The following is an 8379-nucleotide window of genomic DNA, read 5'->3' as shown; positions in this document are numbered from 1 at the left end:
AACAGACAAGGCAGGGGCCCAAGGGGGCCCCCCCGATGTGTGGATGACTTGCTGGATTGGGACAGGAAGGCCCGGCTAGTGGGTCACACGCTCGACGCCGGCATGCTCCGCCTGCTGCGCGAGTTCCCGCTCCACCGCGAGGAGGAGCGCTTCCTGCTCCTCCTGGGACAGGTCCTTCAGGGTGGCCGCCAGGTCACCGACCTCCGCGACTGGCTGCGGCGCGGGCGGCAGCTCCCGGACGATCGCGGCGACGGGCTGGACCTTCACGGGCTCCACCCGGGCCTGGACCACCTTGGCCGGCTCGGGAGTGGCCGTGGCTCCGGCGGCGGGTTGCAGCCGCGAGAGCAGCAGGACCGCGAGCGACGTGACGCTCGCGCCTTGCAGCAGCTCGATGAGGGTGGGGCCCACGCCCAGGCCATTCACCACCTGGAGCCGCAGCTCCACCGCGACGATGGAGTCCAGCCCCAGTCCCTGGAGGAACTGCTGCCGGTCCACCTGCTCCTTCGACAGCCGCAGCGTGCGAGCCACCACGTCCGCCAGGAAGTCCTCCAGCACCTGCCGGCGGGACTTGTCGTCCGCGGCCTCCGCGAGCTTCGCGCGCACGTCGTCCTGCTGTCCCTCGCCCTCCTGGGCCGGAGTGCTCGCCGCGAGCTGCTCGACGATGGGAAGAACCATGGCCGGTGGCTGCGTCGTCGGGTAGCCGGTGCGAAGGATGCGCTGCCAGTCCGCCGCCAGCACGACGACCTGATGGAGGTCGTGCTCCAGGCTGCGCTCCAGCGCCTCCACGCCCTGGGCCGGGCGGATGGGGATGATGCCGCGCCGCTCGAAGTCGTGGGCCACCTGCTCCTCGCTGGCCATGCCCACCTCGTCCCAGGCGCTCCAGTTGACGGAGAGCGCGTGCAGCCCCTGGTTGCGCCGGGAGTGCGCCAGGCTGTCCAGGAAGGAGTTGCTGGCGGCGTAGTCCGCCACGCCCATGGAGAAGCCGAGCGCGTTGACGGACGAGCAGAGGATGAAGAAGTCCAGCGTCTCCTCCGCCAGCAGCTTGTGCAGGTTCCACCCGCCGGCCAGCTTCGGTGCCAGCGTGTCGCGGAGCTGGGAGGACTCCAGGTCCGCGAAGCGCCGGGGCTGGACGACGCCCGCCGCGTGGATGACGCCCCGGATGGACGGCCAGCCCTCACGGCGGAAGTTCTCGACGAACTCCTTCATGCGCTTCTCGTCGGTGACGTCCAGCGCCACCGGGTGGATGCTCGCGCCCAGTGCCTCCAGCTCGCGCACCGCGGCCACCTGCCGGCCGATGGACGACGTCGCATCCAGCATGTGCCACCTGCGCCGGTCGGGCAGCGCCGTGCGGCCCGCCAGCACCAGCCGGCGCGCCCCGCGCTTCACCAGCCAGTGGGCGAACACCAGCCCCAGGCCGCCACGACCACCGGTGATGAGGTACGTGGCGTCCGGACGCAGCTGCGCCGGCAGCGAGCCCGAGGCCACCTTCGGCGCCGGCACCATCCGCTCGCCCCAGAGCTGCTCGCCGCGCATGGCCACCAGGGAGTCGGTGGACGGGCGCTGGAGCAGCGAGAGGAGCCGCTCCACCTCCGCAACGGGCGCGGACGGGTCCAGGTCCACCGCGCCGCCGGCCAGCTCCGGGAACTCCTGCTGGAAGAGGGCGCTGGCGAAGCCCCAGAGCGGGCTCTGGGCGACCTCCAGCGGGCGCACGTCACCCGGCACGTGCTTCGCGCCCCGGGTGAGCACCCACAGGCGCGGGGGCTTCGGCCAGGCCGCCGCCTGCAGCGCCTGCGTCAGGTGCATCAACGCCACCAGGCCGGGGCCCTGGGCCTCCATCAGCCCGTCCGTGGTCAGCTCGCGCGTGGCCTGTGCATCCAGGCCCCACAGGTGCAGCACGCCGTCCGGCCGCAGGCGGCTGCCCACGTCGTCCAGCAGCCGGTCGAAGTGCTTGCGCTTGTCCGGGTTCAGCTCGAAGCGCAGCCCGTCCCGCGACGCACGGTAGGCCGTTGCAGGCCGCACGCGCACCACGGTGCCGCCCGCCGCCTCGAGCGTCGTGGCCAGCCTGTCCCCCAGGCCCTGGCCGTCCTCGAACACCAGCCACGCCCCCGGGGCTCGCGCCGGCTCTGCGGCCGGGGCGTTCTCCAGCGGGTGCCAGGTCATCTCGTAGAACATCTCCGGCGTCGCGTGCGAGCGGGCCGAGGCCTCCAGCGACTGCACGCGGATGCCCTCCAGCGCGACCAGCAGCCGCCCGTCCTCCGCGTACACGTCCAGCGAGCCCGTCATCGCCCGCCGGCTGGTGTTGCGCACCCGGCCGTGCACCCAGACCCGTCCGGTCAGCGGCCCGAAGAGGGAGAGCCGATCAATCCCAACGGGGAGCGAGGCCTCCTTCGCGCCCGACGCCAGCGAGCCGGCGATGAGCACCTGGAAGCAGACGTCCAGCAGGGGCGGGGGCAGCTCGAGGCCGGCCAGGTCCGCCGTGTCCTTCAGCTCCACCAGGGCGAGCGTCTCGTCGCCCCGCGTGGACAGCTTCTGGATGCCCTGGAAGCGCGGGCCGTACTCGAAGTGCTGGGCGCGCAGCCGCTCGTAGCACTCCGCGGTGCCGGACTCCGGGGCGCCCGCGAAGGACGCGCGGACCGCCGCCAGCTTCCCGGGCGCGGTGGGCTGGGCGGTGATGGCGCGGAAGCGGCCCTCGGTGTGCGGCTGCCAGTTCGGGTCCGCCGCGCTGGCGCGGCTGTAGACGGTGAAGCGCGGCTCGTCCGTGTCCAGCACGGTCTGCAGCGTCGTGGGCTCGCGCAGGAAGAGGGCGTTGCGGAAGCGGATGTCGTGCAGCTCCACCGGGCCGCTCGCGCGCCCCGTGGCCTCACGCAGCGCCGCCAGCCCCATCTCCAGGTAGCCCGCGCCGGGGAACACCACCGCGCCCTGGATGGCATGGTCCTCCAGCCACGTCGGCCCGTTGCGCATCACCTGGCCCTTCCACGTCGGCACCGGGGCCACCTGGCGCTTGCCCAGCAGCGGGTGGGTGATGGGCTCCAGGCGCTGGGCGCGGGACTCCGCGGCCTCGTGCCAGTAGATCTGCCGGTCCCATGCGTACGCGGGCAGCCGGGTAGGGCGCTTCGCCGCGCCCGGGAACATCCCCTCCCAGTCCGGCTGCACGCCCAGCGTGTACAGCGCGCCGGCCGTGCCCAGCATCCCCTGCACGTCATCCCCACCGCGCTTGAGCGTGGGCAGGGTGCGCACGGGCGAGTTGCGCTGCTGGGCGCACTCGGTGATGGAGCCACCGAGCACCGGGTGCGGGCCGATCTCCAGGAAGGTGCGGTAGCCGTCCGCCATCATGTTCTGCGCGGCCAGCGCGAAGCGCACCGGGTCTCTCACGTTGAGCCACCAGTAATGCGCGTCCAGCTCCGGGCCGGCGGCGCGCTGGCCCGTCACGGTGCACCAGAGCGGCACCTTCGCGCGCACCGGGCGCAGGTCCGCCAGCGACGACAGCAGCTCGTCGCGCAGCGGGTCCATGTAGTGGCTGTGGAACGGCACGTCCACCTTGAGGAACTTCGCGAAGACGCCGCGCGTGGACAGCGGGGCCACCAGCTTCTCCAGCACCGCCGGGTCGCCCGCCAGCGTCACCGAGCTGGGGCTGTTCACCGCGGCGATGGACACCCCCACGCAGCCGTCGATGAGCGTCACGGCCTCCTCGTAGGGGATGCCGACCGCCACCAGCTTGCCCTGGCCGGCCGTCAGGTGCTGCAGCCGGCTGCGGTGGTAGACAACGTTGCAGCCCTGCTCCAGCGTGAGCACGCCCGAGGCCCAGAAGGACGCCGCCTCGCCCGTGCTGTGGCCGACGATGGCCGACGGGTTGATGCCCCAGGAGCGCAAGAGCTCCGTGAGCCCCACCTGCACCGCGAAGTTGGCCGGCTGGGAGATGCGCGTCTCCGTCATCTTCGAGACGGACTCGTCCGCCGTCAGCTCCTTCATCAGCGACCAATCCGTCCACTGGCCCAGGATGGCGTCGCAGCGCTCCACCGCCTGCCGGAACACCGGCTCCGCGGCCAGGAGCGCCCGGCCCATGCCCCACCACTGCGGGCCCATGCCCGTGTAGACGAAGGCCAGCTCCCCGCGCGCCTTCGACGACGCCTGCCCCGAGGACAGGCCCGCCCGCTCCGCGCCCTCCAGCCACCCGCCCAGCGTGTCCGCCAGCTCGCGGTAGGAGCCCGACACCAGCGCCAGCCGGTGCGGGTGGTGCTGGCGGCGCGCGGCCGCCGCGCCCGCGAGCTCACGCAGCGCGGGCGCGCCGTCGTGCGCGTTCGCCTGGGCCAGCTCCTTCCACCGCGAGGCCATCTGGCGCAGCGACTCCGGGCTGCGCGCGGAGAGCGTCATCAGGGACGGCCCCGGCTGCACCGGGGCCACCGTGTCCGCCGCGGCCTGCTGCGCCGGCGGCGCCTCGGAGAGCACCGCGTGCGCGTTGGTGCCGCCGAAGCCGAAGGAGTTCACCGCCACCACCGCCGGCCCCTCGCCCTGGGGCATGGGCTCCAGCGCGCGGGGGACGCGCAGCTTCAGCCCGTCGAAGTCGATGTTGGGGTTGGTGCGCTGCAGGTGCAGGTGCGGCGGAATCTGCCCGTGCTTGAGGCACAGCGCCGCCTTGATGAGCCCGGCGATGCCCGCCGCCGCCTCGAGGTGGCCGATGTTCGTCTTCACCGAGCCCACCACGCAGCGCTCGCCCTCGCCACGCCCCTGGCCGAACACCTCGCCCAGCGCGCGCGCTTCAATCGGGTCGCCCACCGGCGTGCCGGTGCCGTGCGCCTCGATGTAGCGCACCTGGTGCGGCGACAGGCCGGAGCGCCTCAGCGCCTCGCGGGCCACCGCCTTCTGGGCCTCCCCGTTGGGGACGGTGATGCCGTTGGTGCGGCCGTCCTGGTTGGCCGCCGTGCCGCGGATGACGGCGTAGATGGAGTCGCCGTCCGCGATCGCCTTCGACAGGGGCTTGAGGACCACGAGGCCCGCGCCCTCACCGCGCACGTAGCCGTTGGCGCGCGAGTCGAACGTCTTGCAGCGCCCGTCCGGCGACAGCATGCCCGCCTTGGACTCGGACACGGTGTAGCCGGGCTGGAAGATGGCGGAGGCGCCTCCCGCCAGCGCCAGCGTGGACTCGCCGCTCCAGAGGCTCTGGCAGGCCAGGTGCACCGCCACGAGCGAGGACGAGCACGCCGTGTCCAGCGACACGCTGGGCCCGCGAAGGTCGAACCAGTAGGACAGGCGGTTGGACACCATGGTCATCGCCGTGCCCGTGCCGCTGTGGGGCCCGAGGAGCTCCGCGTTGCTCGGCTGGAGCTGGAAGATGGAGGCGTCCACCGTGAAGGCGCCCACGAAGACGCCCGTCTTGCTGCCCGCCAGCGACTCAGGCTTGAAGCCCGCGTCCTCCATCGCCTCCCACGCCACCTCCAGCAGCCACCGCTGCATCGGGTCCAGGTAGGCGGCCTCGCGCGGCGACATTCCGAAGAAGAGGGCGTCGAACGCCCCCAGCGGCTGATTCACGAAGCCCCCCCACTTCGTGGTCGCCTTCCCCGGCCGGTCGGGTGACGCGTCGTAGAACGTGGAGATGTCCCAGCGGTCCTTCGGAATCTCACCGACGGCATCCACGCCGCCCGTCAGCATCTTCCAGAAGGCCTCGGGCCGGCTCGCCCCAGGAAACCGGCAGCCCATGCCAATGATTGCGATGGGCTCCAGCAGGGATTGCTGGTTCTGAGCTGAAGACAGACCAATACCGCTCTCGACGGTGCTCCCGTCCATGGTGATTCCCCCTCTGTGTATCGCGACCTTCCCCAATGATTGACAGGTCGCTTTGCGGGTCCCCTAATAGACAGCTCTAAACCCGCAAAAAATGTTTAGTACAATAGAACTTTACAGTAGGTCAATACTGCTTTTCGTAATTTCCGGGTGACAGATTCGAAATCGCCCGGTGTTCAGTTGGCTCACAGAGGGGGCAGTCATGAAACATCGAGTTGTAGGTTCCTACGGGATGATGACCGCGCTGCTGCTGGCTGGAAGCGCAGCCAATGCAGAGACAGTGCCAACTGCCAGTGATGGATCGCCCGGGTCACGTCCCGAGCAGCAGACGCTGCTGGGGGGCGACTTTGAGCACGGGGGATACGGCGGTCCTTCGGCGACGTACTCACGGATGTTGGGCTCGAACGTGCTGCTCGTGGGTGGGCGCGGCGCATGGCTCCTCGATGGGCGCTTCGGCGTGGGGGGTGCGGTCAATGGCCTGATCCCCACGCAATCTGCGTACCCACTCAGAACGGGCGAGCGCTACGATCTTCGCCTGGGCTATGGCGGATTGTGGCTGGAGTACGTCTTCACGCCTCACCGCGTGCTGCACTCCACGGTGGGCGTTCTCCTCGGAGGAGGGTGGCTGGGACGACGCCATGGGGAGTTCCCCGGAGAGGAGACCCTGGGGTTCGACGCCCTCTTCGCCGTGGAGCCCACGGTGACGACCGAGGTCAACGTCCTGAGCTTCTTCCGGGTGGGCGCGGGGATCAGCTACCGCTATCTGGGCGGCGTGGACCTGGAGGGGCTGAAGAGCAGTGATCTCAGCAACTTCGCCGGCACGCTGTTCTTCAAGTTCGGCAGCTTCTGAGGCGAAGGGCCCGGCCGGCGGATCAGCAACTCCCGCCGGCCGGTCTTGCTTTCTGATTTCCTGGCACGGCCGGGTGGCTGTTGCTTCCGGAGCAACACCGCGACAGAGATTGTGGCGTCAGCGGCTACAAGCGTTGCTCAGCCCTGCTCAATGTCTCAACCGTGAAACATCCGGGTTGTGTGCGAGCGACCCGTACTACCCGTACGGCGTCTCCTCTTCGTGCTTCTGGAAGGGGTAGGCGAGCTGGCCCAGGTACGTCTCCGGCGGCTGGAACTTCGTGGTGCCGTAGTTCTTCGGCATGTGGGCCGGCAGCCAGGCGGTGCCGAACATCCAGTCGATGAAGGAGAGGAAGACGGCGAAGTTCTTGTCGATGCCCTCGTCGTCGGACGTGTGGTGCCAGTGGTGGAACTCGGGCGTGGCGAACACCCAGCGCAGCACCGGCCAGCGGTGGTTGACGTTGGCGTGGATGTACACGGCGTGGAACGACACGAAGACCAGGTACGCGTAGATGGCGGGCGGGGCGAAGCCGAGGATGAAGACGGGCACGAAGCCCAGCGTCCGGTTCACCAGCACGTCCACCAGGTGCGAGCGCGAGCTGGCCAGCCAGTCCATGTGCAGGCTGGAGTGGTGGATGGCGTGGAACTTCCACATCCACGGGAAGTGGTGGAAGGCGCGGTGGATCCAGTAGCTCACGAGGTCGATGACGAAGAGGATCTCGAAGAACTGGAGCCACAGCGGCTGCGCGGCCACCGCGGCCTGGAAGTCCAGCTTCACCGCCCAGGTGAAGAACATCTGCGCCGGAATCAGCGTGGCGAAGGCGATGAGCTGCACGCCCATGTGGCTGACGAAGAGGTGCTTCAGGTCCGTCTGCCAGCCCACCCGGAAGATGGGCTGCTCCGTCTGCGCCCACAGCCGCTCCATGGGAATGAAGAGCAGGCCCAGCACCAGCAGCTCGAGGATGAAGTAGTCCAGCCCCGCGCTGAAGCCCCGCGCCTGGTGGGTGAGGGGCTCGGCCTCCGCGCCGCCCATCAGCAGCGCCACCAGCGCCAGCGCCATGGCGATGCCTCCGTGCGCCTTGGAGCGCAGCGTGAGCACGCTCAGCATGCCGAGCGCGAAGGTGAGGATGATGGAGCCCTGGAGGATGGCGCGGAACACGCCGATGTGGTCGGCGTAGAAGCCCCGGGCGTCGTTCGTCACCAGCAGGTGCGGGAAGAGGAAGCAGAACTCGGCGAGGATGCACAGCACGCCGAGCAGGCCGGCCGTGACACCGGCGCGCTTGCCGAGGTCCGTGCGGACGGCGGGAGAGATGAGGGTGGACACGGTGATTCCTGGCTCAACGGGGACGTGTGAGCTTATGCAGGTTGGCCGCCCACCAGAAGGCCGCGTGTGCCCGCCGTCTCAAGAAAGGCAAAGAGGGGAGGAGCCCGCGGCCGCCGACGTTCGGGAACAGTTCACCCCCCCGGGCGCACCTCCCCATGACATACGCCGGTCAGTGGACTCGCGGGCCTCCACCCGAGTCCTGAACGAAGGCGGCTGGAACATGTCGCAATCCCCGGGATTTACAGCCGATTCGGGCACCTGGAGGACGTCCGCACACCGGCCGGGCCACCGAGGCGCTCGGGGGGGCGCTCGCGGCGGGAGGGCTGCACGGGGGGCTGGCCGTTCATAAGTAGGTGCAGGGTCCATCCGGCCGGGATTCGCGTCCGTCCGCCTGGTGACCCTGCGGCCGGACACCGGCACCGGGGCTTGAC

General features: G+C 70.3%; 3 protein-coding genes. 1 reads left to right on the top strand and 2 read right to left on the bottom strand.

Annotation, left to right across the window (positions count from 1 at the left end; all coding sequences use genetic code 11):
* Positions 1-75: 75 nt before the first annotated feature.
* The gene (locus tag OV427_RS46245) at positions 76-5781 is read right to left on the bottom strand and encodes a type I polyketide synthase (protein ID WP_267862638.1); all 5706 of its coding nucleotides are present in this window, start codon (positions 5779-5781) and stop codon (positions 76-78) included.
* Positions 5782-6010: 229 nt separating this feature from the next.
* On the opposite strand from OV427_RS46245, the gene OV427_RS46240 reads away from it, so the two are divergent.
* A complete protein-coding gene (locus OV427_RS46240; protein ID WP_267862637.1) occupies positions 6011-6628 on the top strand; it encodes a hypothetical protein in 618 nt (205 codons plus the stop codon).
* Between the two features lie 195 nt (positions 6629-6823).
* On the opposite strand, the gene OV427_RS46235 is transcribed toward OV427_RS46240, so the two are convergent.
* Positions 6824-7948, bottom strand: coding sequence for a sterol desaturase family protein (locus OV427_RS46235; RefSeq protein ID WP_267862636.1), 1125 nt, complete (start codon positions 7946-7948; stop codon positions 6824-6826).
* Between the last annotated feature and the right edge of the window lie 431 nt (positions 7949-8379).

Origin of the sequence: Pyxidicoccus sp. MSG2 (assembly GCF_026626705.1) — a bacterium.
Taxonomy (GTDB): domain Bacteria; phylum Myxococcota; class Myxococcia; order Myxococcales; family Myxococcaceae; genus Myxococcus.
This window is presented reverse-complemented; position numbering and strand designations above follow the sequence as displayed.

Coding starts and splice junctions, on each gene's coding strand:
- OV427_RS46245 (WP_267862638.1), bottom strand. CDS start 5,781: ATGGACGGGAGCACCGTCGAGAGCGGTATTGGTCTGTCTTCAGCTCAG.
- OV427_RS46240 (WP_267862637.1), top strand. CDS start 6,011: ATGATGACCGCGCTGCTGCTGGCTGGAAGCGCAGCCAATGCAGAGACA.